This window comes from Streptomyces chengmaiensis (assembly GCF_029846775.1).
Lineage (GTDB): Bacteria > Actinomycetota > Actinomycetes > Streptomycetales > Streptomycetaceae > Streptomyces > Streptomyces chengmaiensis.
The window spans coordinates 1-15,607 of the sequence record NZ_JARWBG010000023.1 but is presented as its reverse complement, the minus strand read 5'-3'; the positions used below and the strand labels follow the sequence as shown (position 1 = coordinate 15,607).

General features: G+C 71.3%; 16 protein-coding genes. 3 read left to right on the top strand and 13 right to left on the bottom strand.

Annotation, left to right across the window (positions count from 1 at the left end; all coding sequences use genetic code 11):
• Positions 1-306: 306 nt before the first annotated feature.
• Positions 307-858, top strand: a complete 552-nt coding sequence (locus tag QCN29_RS20130; RefSeq protein ID WP_279929773.1) for a DUF1697 domain-containing protein — start codon at positions 307-309, stop codon at positions 856-858.
• Positions 848-1,231 carry a nuclear transport factor 2 family protein gene (locus QCN29_RS20125; RefSeq protein WP_279929772.1) on the top strand — a complete coding sequence of 128 codons (384 nt, stop codon included), beginning with the start codon at positions 848-850 and terminating at the stop codon, positions 1,229-1,231. Before QCN29_RS20130 ends, QCN29_RS20125 begins: the two co-directional genes overlap by 11 nt.
• Positions 1,232-1,394: 163 nt before the next feature.
• On the opposite strand, the gene QCN29_RS20120 is transcribed toward QCN29_RS20125, so the two are convergent.
• From QCN29_RS20120 to QCN29_RS20065, 13 genes are all read right to left on the bottom strand, one after another.
• Entirely contained in the window at positions 1,395-2,168 is a 774-nt protein-coding gene (locus QCN29_RS20120) for a sirohydrochlorin chelatase (RefSeq protein ID WP_279929770.1), read from the bottom strand.
• 9 nt (positions 2,169-2,177) lie between these two features.
• Positions 2,178-3,101: an ABC transporter permease gene (locus tag QCN29_RS20115; RefSeq protein ID WP_279929768.1), complete on the bottom strand. Its 924-nt coding sequence runs from the start codon at positions 3,099-3,101 to the stop codon at positions 2,178-2,180.
• Positions 3,088-3,924: an ABC transporter ATP-binding protein gene (locus tag QCN29_RS20110; protein WP_240138292.1), complete on the bottom strand. Its 837-nt coding sequence runs from the start codon at positions 3,922-3,924 to the stop codon at positions 3,088-3,090. Before QCN29_RS20110 ends, QCN29_RS20115 begins: the two co-directional genes overlap by 14 nt.
• A gap of 46 nt (positions 3,925-3,970) precedes the next feature.
• On the bottom strand, positions 3,971-5,125 hold the full coding sequence (locus tag QCN29_RS20105; RefSeq protein ID WP_279929766.1) for an ABC transporter substrate-binding protein: 1,155 nt from the start codon (positions 5,123-5,125) through the stop codon (positions 3,971-3,973).
• Positions 5,126-5,343: 218 nt separating this feature from the next.
• Entirely contained in the window at positions 5,344-6,708 is a 1,365-nt protein-coding gene (locus tag QCN29_RS20100) for a sulfate adenylyltransferase subunit 1 (RefSeq protein ID WP_279929764.1), read from the bottom strand.
• A 2-nt stretch (positions 6,709-6,710) separates the two neighbouring features.
• Entirely contained in the window at positions 6,711-7,652 is a 942-nt protein-coding gene (gene cysD / locus QCN29_RS20095) for a sulfate adenylyltransferase subunit CysD (protein ID WP_279929763.1), read from the bottom strand.
• Positions 7,649-8,230 (bottom strand): adenylyl-sulfate kinase, encoded by a 582-nt coding sequence (cysC, locus tag QCN29_RS20090; protein WP_279929762.1) that lies wholly within the window; start codon positions 8,228-8,230, stop codon positions 7,649-7,651. Before cysC ends, cysD begins: the two co-directional genes overlap by 4 nt.
• Positions 8,230-8,943 carry a phosphoadenylyl-sulfate reductase gene (locus QCN29_RS20085; RefSeq protein WP_279929761.1) on the bottom strand — a complete coding sequence of 238 codons (714 nt, stop codon included), beginning with the start codon at positions 8,941-8,943 and terminating at the stop codon, positions 8,230-8,232. The genes cysC and QCN29_RS20085 overlap by 1 nt, the downstream gene beginning before the upstream one ends.
• Positions 8,940-9,119, bottom strand: coding sequence for a hypothetical protein (locus QCN29_RS20080; RefSeq protein ID WP_240138298.1), 180 nt, complete (start codon positions 9,117-9,119; stop codon positions 8,940-8,942). The genes QCN29_RS20085 and QCN29_RS20080 overlap by 4 nt, the downstream gene beginning before the upstream one ends.
• A gap of 28 nt (positions 9,120-9,147) precedes the next feature.
• A complete protein-coding gene (locus QCN29_RS20075; protein WP_279929760.1) occupies positions 9,148-10,845 on the bottom strand; it encodes a nitrite/sulfite reductase in 1,698 nt (565 codons plus the stop codon).
• 127 nt (positions 10,846-10,972) lie between these two features.
• Positions 10,973-11,056, bottom strand: a complete 84-nt coding sequence (locus QCN29_RS37140; RefSeq protein WP_398859568.1) for a putative leader peptide — start codon at positions 11,054-11,056, stop codon at positions 10,973-10,975.
• Positions 11,057-11,372: 316 nt separating this feature from the next.
• The gene (locus QCN29_RS20070) at positions 11,373-11,933 is read right to left on the bottom strand and encodes a GNAT family N-acetyltransferase (protein WP_279929759.1); all 561 of its coding nucleotides are present in this window, start codon (positions 11,931-11,933) and stop codon (positions 11,373-11,375) included.
• A gap of 156 nt (positions 11,934-12,089) precedes the next feature.
• Positions 12,090-13,724, bottom strand: a complete 1,635-nt coding sequence (locus QCN29_RS20065; RefSeq protein WP_279929758.1) for an acyl-CoA dehydrogenase family protein — start codon at positions 13,722-13,724, stop codon at positions 12,090-12,092.
• Between the two features lie 17 nt (positions 13,725-13,741).
• Between QCN29_RS20065 and QCN29_RS20060 the strand changes: the two genes are divergently transcribed.
• On the top strand, positions 13,742-15,070 hold the full coding sequence (locus tag QCN29_RS20060; protein WP_279929757.1) for a YihY/virulence factor BrkB family protein: 1,329 nt from the start codon (positions 13,742-13,744) through the stop codon (positions 15,068-15,070).
• Positions 15,071-15,607 lie beyond the last annotated feature (537 nt).

Sequence of the window (15,607 nt, the reverse complement as noted above, 5' to 3'; positions counted from 1 at the left end):
GAATCCCAGAAGAAGTCTCCGAAGCGTGCCCATGTCGCCATGTTCTCCATGGCCGCCCACGGGCAGGGGGCCCGGTCCTCGAACGGCAGGGTCCTGACGCGGTGCGGTCCGGCCGGATTTCCGCGGTCCTGTTGCGTAAGCTTGTGGAGCAGATCACGGCTGTATGACGCACTTGATCCGGGCGCGTCAATCAGACAGGGTTTTCCACCGGAGGCCCCGCACGGCCTCCCGCCCCGTCGGCCTTCCGCCGCGCGCGGCCGCCGTGCCCTCCCCCACGGGGCACGGCGGCCGTCATATGGTGTGACGATGACGACGAGGTATGCGGCGCTGCTGCGCGGGATCAACGTCGGGGGCCGCAGAAAGGTCCCGATGGCCGCTCTGCGTGAGGTCCTCGCCTCACTGGGCCACACGGACGTCGGCACCTATCTGCAGAGCGGGAACGCCGTCTTCTCCAGCGAGTCCGCGGATGAGCAGGCGCTCTCGGCGGAGTTGGAGAAGGCCGTCGAGGACCGCTTCGGGTTCGACGTGGACTGCCTGGTGCGCGGCGGCGACTATCTGCGCGCGGTCATCGACGCCTGCCCGTTCCCCGCCGCCTCGCTGGAGGGGAAGCAGCTCCATGTCACCTTTCTCTCCGAGGCCGTCGACCCCGCCGGGCTCGCACCGGTCGACCCACAGGCCTTTCTCCCCGAGGAGTTCCGTCTCGGCGACAGGGCGCTGTACCTCTACCTCCCCGAGGGCATGGGCCGTTCCAAGCTCGCCGAAGCGCTTGCCAGGCCGTCCCTGTTCAAGGAGGTCACCGCCACCAGTCGCAACTGGAACACCGTGGTCAAACTGGCGGAGCTGACCGATGCCGACTGAGCCCGCGGACCCCGTCGGCGCCGCCATGGAGGCGGAGCTCAGGCTGCTCGACCCGGCCGTGCGCGTCTCGCCCCAGCAACTCGCCGAACTGCTGCACCCGGACTTCTGCGGGATCGGCGCCTCCGGCCGCACCTGGAACCGCGACACCGTCACCGCAGCCCTCACCACGCGCCTCGAATCCGCGCAACGCCCCGTCACCGCCTCGCATATGAGAGGCGTCCGGCTCGCTCCCGACGTGGTGCATCTGACCTTCGACACCGAGTCAGGAGCCCAGCGCACCCACCGCAGCTCGCTGTGGCGGCTGACGGAGGGACGCTGGCTGCTCTACTTCCACCAGGGCACGCACTTCGGCGCTCGCGCCGACGCAGGGTGAACCCGTCGCGGAACCGGCCCACGCGCAACAGGCCCACGCGCAACAGGCCGGACGGGCCCGGACTTCCGGGCCAGTCGGACCGGCCCGGACTTCCGCAGTCGGACCCTCGTGGGCCACGCCGACTTCCTCGAACTCGAGCGGACCCGCACCGGCAGCCTGCGGCTCAGCCGACCGCCGCCAGCAGATCCTCACTCCGCGCGGAGGCGTCATAGCGCCGGAGCAGCAGCCGGGCCAGCTCCGGGGCCGGGCCGAGGACGTCGGCCAGTACATCCGCCCCGGCCTCACTCGCCCCGGCGGCGATGCGGTCCGGCAGCCGGCCCGGTGCGATCACATACGGCGCGACGGCGACGCGCCGGACGCCTTCGGCGCGCAGCGCCCGTACCGCCTGCCCGGTCCGTGGAAGAGCAGCGGAGGCGAACGCAGGCCGCACGGCGCACCAACCGGTGTGCCGCAGCTCCCGCGCCATTTCAGCGATCACTGCGATCGCCTCCGGGTCGGTGGAGCCCGCCGAGGCCAGGACCAGTCCGGTGTCGGAGCGGTCGCGGGGGCCGAGGCCGGCTTCGAACAGTCGGCGCTCCAGCGCGCCGCGCAGCAGCGGCGAAGGGCCGAGCACCTCCGCCTGGCGGATGCGCAGCGCCGCCGGAGCGGCCCGCAGCACCGAGGGGATGTCCGCCTTTGCATGGAAGGCGCGGGTCAGCAGCAGCGGCAGGGCGACCACATCGCGTGCTCCCTCGTCCGCCAGCCGCTCCAGCACCCGCGGTGCGGACGGGGCGTTGAAGTCCAGAAACGCGGTCTCCACCCGCAGCCCGGGACGCAGTTCGGCAGCCTGGCGCACGAGGGCGTGCACGGTCGCGGCGTGCCGCGGATCGCGGCTGCCGTGCGCGATGACCAGCAGCACGGGTCGCCGCCCGGCAGGACTGTTGATGTGGTGGCGCATGACAGTGCCTCAGCTCCTGGCCAGCAGACCGCGGCTGCGCAGCACCCAGCGCTCCAGCGGGCTGAAGATCAGCAGGTCGATGGCGATGCCGACGATCAGGATCAGCAGGATGGCGAGGAACACGCCGGGCATGTCGAAGTTGTTCCGGCCGTTCTCCAGCAGCTGCCCCAGGCCCAGACCCAGCTCCGGCGAGGAGGCGATGATCTCCGCGGCCATCAGGGACCGCCAGGAGAACGCCCAGCCCTGCTTCAGTCCGGCCAGATAGCCGGGAAGCGCCGCCGGCATCACGATGTGCAGAGTGCCGCGCAGCCCCGTCGCGCCGAGCGTGCGCCCGGCCCGGAGATACAGCGGCGGCACCTGGTCCACACCCGACACCAGGCCGTTGGCGATCGACGGCACCGCGCCCAGAAGGATCACCGCGAACATCATCGCGTCATTGAGACCCAGCCAGATGACCGCGGGCGGCACCCAGGCCACGGACGGCAGCGACTGAAGTCCTGACAGGATCGGCCGGATCGCGGCGCGTACGAACGCCACCCGCGCCACGAGCAGTCCGAGCGGGGTGCCGATGGCCAGCGCCAGCAGAAAGCCCAGCAGACCTCGGGAGACCGAGGTCCAGACGACCTCGTGGAGCGTGCCCTGCAACCACATCTCGGACAGGCTGTCCCACACCGCGGATGGAGCGGGCAGCTTGTACTCCTCGGTGACCTTGACCCACACCAGGAGCTGCCACACCACCAGCACCAGTGCCACCGCAGTCAGCGGCGGCAGCACCTTCTTCAGCAGCACCTCGCGCACCGGTGTACGGCGCGTCTGCACCGACTCCAGCGCATCCAGGCCCGCCTCCAGACCGGCCAGATCATCGCTCTTGGCGACGGCGGCCGCGGCGGCGTCGGCACGCGTCCCGGTCGTACCCGTATCAGTGCCGGCCATGACGGCGGATCTCCCCACGCAGCTCTTCGGTGATCTCGACGGACAGCTCCGCCACCGCGGCATCCTCGATGCGGCGCGGCTGGTCGATGTCCACCGTCCACTCCCGGGCGATCCGGCCCGGCCGCGACGACAGCAGCACCACACGCTGCGCCAGCCGCACGGCCTCACGGACGTTGTGCGTCACGAACAGCACCGAGAGATCCGTCTCCCGCCAGATCCGGGTCAGCTCGTCGTGCAGCACATCCCGGGTGATCGCGTCCAGCGCCGCGAACGGCTCGTCCATCAGCAGCAGCCGGCTGTCCTGCGCCAGTGCCCGCGCCATCGCCACGCGCTGCCGCATGCCGCCCGACAGCTCGTGCACCCGCTTGCCGTACGCGCCGCCCAGCCGGACCAGCTCCAGCAGCCGTTCGGCCTCACCGCGCCGGTCCCGCTTGGGCACCCCCCGCAGCTTCAGCGCCAGCTCGACGTTCTTGCCCGCGGTCAGCCACGGGAACAGGGCATGCTCCTGGAACATCAGGGCCGGCCGGCCGTCGGTGGTGATCGAGCCGGCGCTCGGGCGGTCCAGGCCCGCCACCAGGTTCAGCAGCGTCGACTTGCCGCAGCCGGACGCCCCCAGCAGGGTGACGAACTCACCGGGCGCCACATCGAGGGAGATGTCGTCCAGGACGGGCTGCGCCCCCGCGGGCCCGGCGAAGGACTTCGAGACATGCTCGATGCGGGCCGCGTACGGAGCGGCGGCGGGAGCGAGGGCGGAGTCCGTCGTCGAACGGTCCCCGGCCCGGCGCACCGTGTCCTTCGTCAGGGTCTGCGCGGTCTGGGCCATGGTCGTCACCTCCTGAGTCCTGCTGTGGGTCGAATTGCGTACACGGCTACCGCCTGCCGACGCCGAGGCCGTCGTCGGCGACGGCGGGTCTGCCCTCTGCGGCGAGCACCTTGTTCAGCGGCCCCAGGTCGTAGATCCCGGTGATCTCGGCGAGGGCAGTCTCGTCCAGCAGCCCCGCCTGCACCGCGTGCCCGGCCTGCGCCCGCAGGGTCGCGGCCAGCGGATCGTCGGTGAAGCGGATCGAAGGCCACGCCGGGTCGATCACCTCGGCGGGCAGCGGCTTGCCGGTCAGCTTCGCCAGCCGCGCATTGGCGGACCGCTTCGCCTTCTCCGGGTTGGCGTTGATCCACTCATTGGTCTTCACCGCGCCCCGCAGCACCGCCTCCACCACATCGGGGTGCTTGTCGAGGAACTTCTGCGACACGATCACATTCGTGATCGTGAACTTCTTCCCGGGCCACAGCGAGGCCTCGTCGAGCAGCACCTTCGCGCCCTTCGCGACCAGCTGAGATGCGGTCGGCTCGGGCACCCACGCCCCGTCGACGGAGCCGGAGGCAAAGGCGTCCGGGGTCACCTTGTTGTCGGTGCGCAGCACGGAGACGTCGCCCTTGCCGCTCTGCGGGTCGACCTTCCAGCCCTGCTGGGCGATCCAGTCGAGGAATGCCACGTCCTGGGTGTTGCCCAGCTGGGGAGTGGCGATCCGCTTGCCCTTGACGTCGCCCGGGGTCCTGATCTTCTCCGGGTCGACCACCAGCTTCACCCCGCCGGAGGCCGCACCCGCCACGATCCGCAGATTCCGCCCCTTCGCCTTGGTGTAGCCGTTGATCGCGGGGGAGGGGCCGATGAAGCCGATGTCGAGGGAGCCTGCGTTCAGCGCCTCGATCTCCGAGGGGCCCGCATTGAAGCTCGCCGTGGACACCCGGGTGCCGCCCAGCTCCTTCTGGAAGAAGCCCTCCTGGTCCCCGACCAGCGCCGTGGCATGCGTCAGATTGGGGAAGTACCCGATCCGCACCGTGTCGGCCGACAGCTTCTTCCCCCGGGCGACCGGCACGGCGTCGTCGTTCTGCTGCGCCTGGGAGCCGTAGCCGCACGCGGTCAGCGCTGCGGCGAGCAGCGGCAGCGCCGCCGCGAACGCCAGAGCGCGGCGTAGGGCGACGGTGCGCGTGCGGGTGCGTCGCGGGGAGGTGCGAGGGGCTGGCACGGGAGGGGTTCCTCTCGTCGGCCCGGCTCTCACATCACCTCGGATCGCCGGGTGACGCGGCCGGGTTGGCGGCGGGTTCGGGTCTTCGACTGCGCGGCGGGCAGTACGGCGGGCAGGTCAGCGCCCACATCGCGCCACCCCGCCGGCCCCCGCGCCGAGGGCGCCTCCGCCGACGCGGCCGCCCTCCTTGGCGAAGGTCCCGAAGAAGTCGTCGGCCATCAGAAGTCCCAGCCGTCGTCATCCGCCGCCGCGGCCTCGGCGGCTTCGGCGGTGGCGGCGAAGGACGTTCCGGCCATGCCGGCCGCCAGCGTCGTGCCGTCGGCCGGATCGATCAGCAGGAACGATCCGGTGCGCCGGGAGTCCGCGTACGCGTCGATCGCCAGCGGCTCCGCGGTGCGCACCACGACCCGGCCGATGTCATTGGCGACCAGCTGCCCCGGGTCCGGATGCTGGGACAGGTCGTCCAGCGTCAGACGGGACGGGATCTCCTTCACGATCGCCTTGACCGTGCGGGTGGTGTGCTTGAGCAGCACCCGGTGGCCGACCCTGAGCGGTTCGTCCGCCACATGGCAGACGGTGGCCTCGACATCCTGGGACGTCGCCGGGGCGTCGCCGCTCGGCACGATCAGATCGCCGCGGGAGACGTCGATGTCATCCTCGAGCAGCAGCGTGACGGACTGCGGGGTCCAGGCGATGTCCACCGCCTCGCCGAGCAGGTCGATGCCCTTGATCCGGCTGGTGCGGCCGGAGGGCAGCACGGTCACCTGCTCGCCGACCCGGAACGCGCCCGCGGCGATCTGCCCCGCGTAGCCACGGTAGTCGGGGTGCTCCGCGGTCTGCGGCCGGATCACATACTGCACCGGCAGCCGGGCGTGGCAGCCGGTCAGGTCATGGCTGACCGGCACCGTCTCCAGATGCTCCAGCACGGTCGGCCCGGAGTACCAGCCCATGTTCGCCGACGCCTCGACCACGTTGTCCCCGGCGAGCGCCGAGATCGGGACGGCCGTGACCTCGGGGACGCCCAGCTCGGTCGCGTACGCCGTGAACTCCTCGGCGATCGCGGCGAAGACCTGCTCCTCGTAGCCGACCAGGTCCATCTTGTTGACCGCCAGCACGACATGCGGCACGCGCAGCAGCGCGGCGATCGCGGCATGGCGCCGGGTCTGCTCGACGACCCCGTTGCGGGCGTCGACCAGGATGACCGTCAGCTCGGCTGTGGACGCGCCCGTCACCATGTTCCGGGTGTACTGCACATGCCCCGGGGTGTCGGCGAGGATGAACCTGCGGCGCGGGGTGGCGAAGTAGCGGTACGCCACGTCGATCGTGATGCCCTGCTCACGCTCGGCCCGCAGCCCGTCCGTCAGCAGCGCCAGGTCAGGGGCCTCCTGGCCGCGGGAGCGGGAGGCGTGCTCGACGGCCTCCAACTGGTCGGCGAGCACCGACTTGGAGTCGTGCAGCAGCCGGCCCACCAGGGTGGACTTGCCGTCGTCCACCGAACCGGCGGTGGCGAAGCGCAGCAGGGTGGTGGCCGACAGCAGCCCGTCGGACGCGGCGGACGCGGCGGAGGGGGTGGTTGTGCTCATGTCTAGAAATACCCTTCGCGCTTGCGGTCTTCCATCGCCGCCTCGGACAGCTTGTCGTCGGCGCGGGTGGCGCCGCGCTCGGTGAGCCGGGAGGCCGCGATCTCGGCGATCACCGCGTCCAGCGTGGTGGCGTCGGAGTCGACGGCGCCGGTGCAGGACATGTCCCCGACCGTGCGGTAGCGGATCATCCGCTTCTCCGTCGTCTCGGTCTCCTTGGGGCCGCCCCACTCACCTGAGGTCAGCCACATGCCGTTGCGCCGGAACACCTCGCGCTCATGGGCGAAGTAGATCTCGGGCAGCTCGATCTGCTCCCGGGCGATGTACTGCCACACATCCAGCTCGGTCCAGTTGGAGAGCGGGAAGACGCGGACGTGCTCGCCCGGCGCGTGACGGCCGTTGTAGAGCTGCCACAGCTCCGGCCGCTGCCGGCGCGGGTCCCACTGCGAGAACTCGTCCCGCAGGGAGAACACCCGCTCCTTGGCCCGGGCCTTCTCCTCGTCGCGCCGCCCGCCGCCGAAGACGGCGTCGAAGCGGTGCTGCTGGATCGCCTCGGTCAGCGGCACGGTCTGCAGCGGGTTGCGGGTGCCGTCCGGGCGCTCCTTGAGAGCCCCGCGGTCGATGTAGTCCTGTACGGACGCGACATGCAGCCGCAGCCCGTGCCGGGCGACCGTGCGGTCGCGGTACTCGATGACCTCCGGGAAGTTGTGCCCGGTGTCCACGTGCAGCAGGGAGAAGGGGACGGTCGCGGGGGCGAACGCCTTCAGCGCCAGATGCAGCATGACGATGGAGTCCTTGCCGCCGGAGAAGAGGATCACCGGCCGCTCGAACTCGCCCGCCACCTCGCGGAAGATGTGCACGGCCTCGGACTCGAGGGCGTCCAGGTGCGAGAGCGCGAACGGACTGTCCGTGTCTTCCTGCAACGTGTCGTCCACGGTGGTCGTCATGCCAGGCCTCTTTCGGTCAGCAGCGCGTACAGCGCCTCGGCGGACTCCTGCACGGTCTGGGTGTGGGACTCGATCCGCAGATCCGGGCTCTCGGGCGCCTCGTACGGGTCGTCGACCCCGGTCAGCCCGCTGATCTCGCCCGCCGCCTGCTTGGCGTACAGGCCCTTCACATCCCGCTCGGAGCACACCTCCACCGGAGTGGCGACATGCACCTCCAGATACGGGGTGCCCTCGGTCTGATGGCGCTTGCGGACCGCCTCGCGGCTGTCCGCGTACGGGGCGATCACCGGGACCAGCACCGTCACGCCGTTCGAGGCGAGCAGCTCGGCGACGAAGCCGATCCGCTGCACGTTGACATGCCGGTCCTCGCGGCTGAAGCCGAGGCCCGCGGAGAGGAACTCGCGGATCTCGTCCCCGTCCAGCACCTCTGCCCGGCGGCCTCCGTCGCGCAGCCGTCCCGCCAGTTCGTTGGCGATGGTGGTCTTGCCCGCGCTGGGCAGTCCGGTGAGCCAGACAGTGGCCCCAGTCACGTGCGTCTCCCGCTCGTCGTGCTCTTCTGTGGTCGTCGTGGTCGTCATCAGCCGTGCAGCCCGCATTCCGTCTTGGCGCGCCCGGCCCAGCGGCCGGCCCGCGCGTCCTCGCCCTGAAGGACCCGGCGGGTGCAGGGCGCGCAGCCCACGGAGGCGTAGCCGTCCATCAGCAGCGGGTTGGTCAGCACGCCGTGTTCCGCGACATAGGCGTCCACGTCGTCCTGCGTCCAGCGGGCGATCGGCGACACCTTGACCTTCTGCCGCTTGGCGTCCCAGCCGACGACCGGGGTGTTCGCCCGGGTCGGGGACTCGTCGCGGCGCAGGCCCGTCGCCCAGGCGTCGTACCCGGCCAGGCCCTCTTCCAGCGGCCTGACCTTGCGCAGCGCGCAGCACAGGTCGGGGTCGCGGTCATGCAGCTTCGGCCCGTGCTCCGCGTCCTGCTCGGCGACGCTCCGGCGCGGCGTGAGCGTGATGAGGTTGACGTCCATGACGGCGGCGACCGCGTCCCTGGTGCCGATGGTCTCCGGGAAGTGGTAGCCGGTGTCGAGGAAGACGACGTCCACGCCGGGGCGGGCGCGGGAGGCGAGATGGGCGACCACCGCGTCCTCCATGGAAGAGGTGACGCAGAACCGGGGTCCGAAGGTCTCTGCCGCCCAGCGCAGGATGTGCAGCGCGGAGGCCTCCTCCAGCTCCCGCCCGGCCCGCTCGGCGAGCGTCTTCAGCTCCTCCGCGCTTCTCGCCGCGCCCTGAGTCGCTGTCATATCCGGTCCCCTCCGCCGTCGTTGTGGGAAACCCCGCGGGCCAGCAGCCCGAGGAACTTCAACTGGAAGGCCCGATTGCAGGCCGCGCACTCCCAGGCGCCGTGGCCCTGCTCGCTCGGACGCAGGTCCTCGTCACCGCAGTAGGGGCAGTAGAAGGGGGCGGCACGCTCGCTCATACGTCGCCCCCGGTTTCGCTCGCTCCGCTCATGACAGGGCCTCCTCGCTGGCGCGGGCCGCCCAGGAGGCGAACCGCTCGCCGTCCTCGCGCTCCTCCTGGAAGCGCTTGAGGACCCGCTCGACGTAGTCGGGCAGCTCGGCGGAGGTGACCTTCAGCCCGCGGACCTTGCGGCCGAAGCCGGCCTCAAGCCCCAGGGCGCCTCCCAGGTGGACCTGGAAGCCCTCGACCTGGTTGCCGTCCTGGTCCAGCACCAACTGGCCCTTGAGGCCGATGTCCGCCACCTGGATGCGGGCGCAGGCGTTGGGGCAGCCGTTGACGTTGATGGTGATCGGCTGGTCGAAGTCCGGCAGCCGGCGCTCCAGCTCGTCGATCAGGGACGCGCCGCGGCCCTTTGTCTCGACGATGGCGAGCTTGCAGAACTCGATGCCGGTGCAGGCCATGGTGCCGCGCCGGAACGGCGAGGGCTTGACCCGCAGATCCAGCGCCTCCAGTGCCTCCGTCAACGACTCGACCTGCGACTCCTCCACATCGAGCACGATCATCTTCTGCTCGACGGTGGTCCGGAGCCGGCCGGAGCCATGGGCCTCCGCCACCTCGGCGATCTTGGTGAGGGTGGCGCCGTCGACACGGCCGACGCGGGGGGCGAAGCCCACGTAGTAGCGGCCGTCGCGCTGCCGGTGCACCCCGACGTGGTCGCGCCACTGGGTCACCGGCTGCTCGGGAGCGGGCCCGTCGATCAGCTTCCGCTCCAGGTACTCGTCCTCGAGGACCTGGCGGAACTTCTCCGCGCCCCAGTCGGCGACCAGGAACTTCAGCCGGGCGCGGGTGCGCAGCCGGCGGTAGCCGTAGTCACGGAAGATCGAGATGACGCCCTCGTAGACGGCCGGGACCTCGTCCAGCGGGACCCAGGCGCCGAGCCGTACGCCGATCTTGGGGTTGGTGGAGAGCCCGCCGCCGACCCACAGGTCGAAGCCGGGGCCGTGCTCGGGGTGGTTCACCCCGACGAAGGCGATGTCGTTGATCTCGTGCGCCACGTCCAGCAGCGGGGAGCCGGAGATCGCCGACTTGAACTTGCGGGGGAGGTTGGAGAAGTCCTTGTTGCCGACGATCCGCCGGTGGATCTCGTCGACGGCCGGTGTGCCGTCGATGATCTCGTCCTCGGCGATGCCGGCGACCGGCGAGCCGAGGATGACGCGCGGGGTGTCGCCGCACGCCTCGGTCGTGGACAGGCCGACGGCCTCCAGCCGGTTCCAGATCTCGGGGACGTCCTCGATGCGGATCCAGTGGTACTGGACGTTCTGCCGGTCCGTGATGTCCGCGGTGCCGCGGGCGAACTCCTGTGAGATCTCACCGATGACCCGCAGCTGCCGGGTAGTGAGCCGGCCGCCGTCGATGCGCACCCGCAGCATGAAGTACTCGTCGTCCAGCTCCTCCGGCTCCAGGATCGCGGTCTTGCCGCCGTCGATCCCGGGCTTGCGCTGGGTGTACAGGCCCCACCAGCGCATCCGGCCGCGCAGATCGTTCGGGTCGATGGAGTGGAATCCGGCCTTGGAGTAGATCGTCTCAATGCGTGTCCGCACATTGAGACCGTCGTCGTCCTTCTTGAACTGCTCATTGCCGTTGAGGGGCGTGAAGTGGCCCACGGCCCACTGGCCCTCGCCGCGGTGGCGTCCGGCCTTGCGGCGCGACGCGGCGGAGGCGGGCTTCTCAGGGGTGGCGGCCATGTCGATACGTCCTTCGAGACTGCAGGAGGGCGGCTCTGACCTGCACACTCGCGCGGATGCGCGGCGTGGGGCAGGAGGGGCTCAGGAAGGTGGGAGAGCTCGTGCTGTACGGGGAGGTGCTGGGCTGTCAGCAGGCCCGACAGATGGCGCTGGACATGCGGCCGAGGTCGACGTGCCGCCGACTCACCAAGGCAATTCCAGCTCGAGACATGACGGAAGCGTGTCACGGGGGTCGGAGGCCAGTCCACTGCTATCCATAATGCGGACAAGAATGTCTCGACTGGCGGGACAGTGTGGGGTGGGTCACTCGGTTGCCCGCCCGGGCCGTGGGCTCCGGCGTGGACCGGTCATGGGCCGGTCATGGGCCGGTCGTGGACCGGTCATGGACCGGCGCCGACCGGCTGTGGGCCTCGTCGGGACCGGCGGCAGATCGGTCGCGGGTCGGCGCGGGTCGGCGCGGACCGGCTGTCGGCTTCGTCGGGACCGGCGGCAGACCGGTCGTGGACCGGCGCCGGCTCAATCGCGGCTCAGTCGTGGGCGCCGGCCCAGGGGCCGGGTGTGACGGCGTCCGGCTCCTCCTCGACCTTGGTGTCGAAGAGCGTGAAGCCCCGGCGGAGGTAGTTGTCCATCGCGTGCTCGCCGTCCTTGGAACATGTGTGCAGCCAGACCCGCTCGGTCGGCGGAAGGCCCGGCCAGCGGTCGGCGAGATCCCATGCGCGGGCGGTGCCGTACGACAGCAGATGTCCGCCGATCCGGCGGCCCCGAAAGGCCGGGATCAGCCCAAAGTACGCGATCTCCACCACGCCCTCCGGCTGCGCCTGGAGTTCCACGTAGCCGGCGGGCGTCCCCTTCTCATACGCGACCCAGGTCTCGGTTCCGGGGCGGCCGAGCGTCTCCTGCCACTGGGCGTAGGTCAGGGCCAGGCGGTCGGTCCACAGGATGTCGCCGCCGACGGCGGTGTAGAGGAACCGGCTGAACTCCGGCGAGGGCGTTTCGGCGCGGACGACCGTGACGTGCTCCGAGGGGGCGGGGACGGCCGGCAGGCCGTCGGGGCTCGTCTGCTCGAGGGACCAGGTGGTGACGCGCATGCGCCCAAGGGAACCATGCCCCCGGCCCTCCCCCAAGCGGGGGACCCCCGCACCCCCTGTCCGCCGGGTGCGGACGCAGGGCCCGCACCCCCGGCCCCGCCGGGCGCGGGCCCTGCCGCACGGGAGGGCTCCGGCGCAGGGGAACCCCTTGCACCCTCAGACCTCCGCCCGCGCCCGCTCCACCACGGCCGCCAGGTCCAGTGAGTGCGGCAGCGTGCCGAAGGCCGCCCCCCAGTCGCCGCCGAGACGCGACGCGCAGAACGCGTCCGAGACCTCCGGCGGCGCCCACCGCACCAGCAGCGAGCCCTGCAGCACCAGCGCCATCCGCTCCACCAGCCGGCGCGCCCGCGCCTCGATGCCCTCCAGGTCGGCCAGCTCCGTCAGCAGATCCTTGATCGCGCCGTCCAGCCGGTGGTCCGCGCCCCGAGCCTTGCCCACCTCCGCCAGAAAGGCGTTCAGCGCCTGCGGCTCCCTCTGGAGCGCCCGCAGCACATCGAGGGCCTGGACATTGCCGGAACCCTCCCAGATCGAGTTCAGCGGCGACTCGCGCAGCAGCCGCGGCATGCCCGACTCCTCCACATAGCCGTTGCCGCCCAGGCACTCCAGCGCTTCGACGGCCACCGGGGTGCAGCGCTTGGTCACCCAGTACTTGGCGGCCGGCACCGCGAGCCGCAGAAACGCCCGCTCCTCCTCCGTGTCCGCGTCGTACGCCGCCGCCAGCCGCAGCGCCAGCGTCGTCGCCGCCTCCGACTCCAGCGCCAGATCGGCCAGCACATTGCGCATCAGCGGCTTGTCGATCAGCAGCCCGCCGAAGGCACTGCGGTGCCCGGCGTGGTGGACCGCCTGCGCCACGCCCTGCCGCATCAGCGCGGCCGACCCCAGTACACAGTCGAGCCGGGTCGCCGCCACCATCTCGATGATGGTGCGCACCCCGCGGCCCTCCTCGCCGACCCGGCGAGCCCATGTCCCGTCGAACTCCACCTCGCTCGACGCGTTCGAGCGGTTGCCCAGCTTGTCCTTGAGCCGCTGGATGCGGAACACGTTCCGTGTGCCGTCCTCCAGCACCCGGGGCACCAGAAAACAGGTCAGCCCCTCCGCCGCCTGGCCGAGCACCAGGAAGCCGTCCGACATGGGGGCGGAGCAGAACCACTTGTGCCCGGTCAGCTCGTACTCGCCCTCGCCCGCAAGCGCTTTCGCCGCCGTCGTGTTGGCCCGTACGTCGCTGCCGCCCTGCTTCTCCGTCATGCCCATCCCGAACAGCGCCCCGGGCTTGGACGCGGCGGGCCGCAGCCCCTGCTCGTACACCCGGGAGGTCAGCCGGGGCTCCCACTCGGCCGCGAGCTCCGGGTCGGCGCGCAGCGCGGGCACCGCCGCATGGGTCATCGAGACGGGGCAGCCGTGACCGGCCTCCGCCTGCGTCCACACCATGAACCCGGCGGCCCGCCGCACATGCCCGGCCGGCCGGGACCAGGCGGCGGTCAGGCCCGCGGAGACGGCCCGCCCCAGCAGCCGGTGCCAGGCCGGATGGAAGTCGACCTCGTCGATCCGGTGGCCGTACCGGTCGTGGGTGCGCAGTCTCGGCGGGTGCTCATTGGCCTGCACCCCCCATTCCTGGGCCTGCGCGGAGCCCGCCGCGCGGCCGAGCTCGCCGAGCTCCTCTCGTACGCCGTCGAGGAGTTCGGGCGCGACATGCCGCTCGACCCCCTCGGTCAGGGCCCGGTCGCACGCATAGACGTCGTACCCCACCAGGGGCGGAGCCTGGTTGGTCACTGTGTGGGTGGTGGCTGCCATGCGGATACGGTAAGGAGGTGCAGGCAGCAAATGAAACACCCCAGAGGCCCCCGGGCAGGCTCCACCGGGCCCGGGTCCTCTACCGCAATGTCTCAAAGCGGAAGATGGCCTGGCTGCTGCTGAAGGACACGGTCAACTCGTGCATCGAGTACCGCATCCTCGGTCTCGCGGCAGAGGCCGCGTTCTTCACCCTGCTGTCCCTGCCGCCGCTGCTGCTCGGAATGATCGGCCTGCTGGGCTATATCGACGCGTGGACCGACACCACCACCGTCGCCTCCATCGAGTCCAACATCCTCAGCGCCGTGGGCACGGTCCTGTCCGAACGCGGCGTCGACGAGATCGCCCGGCCGCTGCTCGACGACATCACCAAGGGCGGGCGGCCCGACATCATCTCCATCGGCTTCGCGATCGCCCTGTGGTCGGGCTCGCGCGCGGTGAACGTCTTCATCGACACCATCACCGTGATGTACGGCCTCGACGGGCAACGCGGCATCGTCGCCACCCGGCTGCTCGCCTTTCTGCTCTACCTCGTCGCCCTGGTGATCGGAGCGGTGGTGCTGCCGCTCGCCGTGGTCGGCCCGGACCGGGTCGTGGAGATCGTCCCATGGGGCATGGAGGTCGTCGCCGTCCTGTACTGGCCGATCGTCATCCTGCTGTCGATCGCCTTCCTCACCACGCTCTACCACGTGTCCGTGCCGGTGCGCTCCCCGTGGATCGAGGATGTGCCTGGCGCGCTGGTGGCGCTCGGGATGTGGGTGCTCGGCAGCTTCCTGCTGCGCATCTACCTCACCAACACGGTGGAGGGCCCGACGATCTACGGCTCCCTCGCCGCGCCGATCGCCGTCCTGCTGTGGATCGGCATCTCCGCCTTCGCGGTGCTCGTCGGCGCTGCCGTCAACGCGGCGATCGACCGCGTCTGGCCCTCGGTCGCCACCGCCGCGGCCCGCGCCGCGAACGAACGCGTTCGCGCCGCCGAGGCCGCGGCGATCGTCGCCCGCGCGAAGGCCGAGGAGGAGGCGGAGGACGACGACGAGGGCGGCGCGGACATGCCGTCGGAGTTCCCCGAGCGCTGGTCGAAGTTCCTGCCGCCGGAGGACGTACGCGGCCGGCTGCACACGGGCCGCGAGAACGGCCGCGAGAACGGCCGGGCGAACGGCAGGGACAACGGCCGCGAGAACGGCCGCGAGTACGGCAGGGACAACGGCCGCGAGAACGGCCGGGCGAACAGCGGTGAGAACAGCCGGGACAACGGCTCGGCCCCGGGCAAGGGCAGCGACAGCGACAGCGACAACCGCTCCGCCCATGGCAACCATGAGAGCCGCAACGGCGGGAACCACCGCGGCTGAGCGCATCGCCGGAGCCGCGGCGCCGAGCCTGCGGGCCGCCGGCGGCTCGTCGCGCAGTTCCCCGCGCCCCTCAGGCCCCCCGTACCGCAGAGGGCTTCGCCGGGGCCTGTTTCCGCGACCGGCGATGTTCGCCCGTCAACGAGCGTCGTCCGGTGCTTGGGCCGCACCCGAAGGGCTGCGAGGGGGGAGACGGCAGGGCGGCCGGGAACCCTCGTAGCGGAGCTGCTCGGGCTGTTGGCCGGCGCAGCGTGGGGCGCCATCCCGGGCCCGCAGGGCCCAGGGGCTGGGGGTCCCGCCCACGCCGGAGCCTGTGGGGGAGCGTGCAGGGCGGCGCGACAGGGCAGAGCCTGCCGGGGGAGGGGCACTAGTAGTGCTTGGTCAGATCCGTAGCGGTGCGGGTATGTCGCGATGGCAGGTGGGGCAGGCACCGGTCCAGAGAGCGAGGAGTGTCTGCAGCTCGCGGACGACTTGGTAGAGGCTCAGGCCGGCGCCGCGTCTTTTGGGGCCCGGGCCAGTCGTTGCAGGGTGCAGAAGGCG